The following is a 639-nucleotide window of genomic DNA, read 5'->3' on the forward strand; positions in this document are numbered from 1 at the left end:
GCGGTAACCGGCAGACTGTTCCAGATCGAGCATATTTTCCACCTCCCGGAAAATCATTTCGATGACCTGCTCTTCATACAGCAGCCCGGCGAATATTTCCGCCCGCAGCAGGGCTTTTTGCTTCTCTTCAAAACTCAAGGGTGTCCGGGCTATTTCTTCTGCGCATTCTCTTAAAAAGCTTTCCCCTTTTTGCTTCCTTTTCTCCCTGTCGGTTAAGGGCAGCAGGGCATATAAAGTATAGTTGCCGGTTTTTTTGATCTCTTCAGCCGTGATGCCGCCCAGGTCTACCGTCCGGAAACGGTAATCCAGGTAATTCTGTGCGTTAAAGTGAAAGGATAATCCGTCCGCCATGTTCATTTCCCGGTCCCCGAAGTAAATGAGGATCTGGTATACCGGCAGGTTGTATTTTTGCTTTATATCGGCGGCGTAACGGAGCATGCGATAGGGAATGTCGTTATCGTTGGTACTTTGAAATTCCATGTGCACTGCGGCGGGTCCCTTTTCTGTCCGGCATTCCAGGATCAAATCGCTTCTCTTTTTCTCCACCAGGGGAAATTCGATGTTCAATTGCCGGATTACCTGCGTCTTTATCTGGCCGAAAAAGCGGATCAAGTCCTCTTCGCTGTCTGCAAAGAGTTC

1 protein-coding gene is annotated in these 639 nt (G+C 49.0%); it reads right to left on the minus strand.

Annotated elements, in window-relative coordinates:
• A partial coding sequence (locus tag GFC01_RS17825) for an Rpn family recombination-promoting nuclease/putative transposase (RefSeq protein WP_152948486.1) occupies window positions 1–639 on the minus strand: 639 nt, incomplete at both ends.

It is taken from the genome of Desulfofundulus thermobenzoicus (genome assembly GCF_009428905.1).
In the GTDB taxonomy this organism is placed as follows: domain Bacteria; phylum Bacillota; class Desulfotomaculia; order Desulfotomaculales; family Desulfovirgulaceae; genus Desulfofundulus_A; species Desulfofundulus_A thermobenzoicus.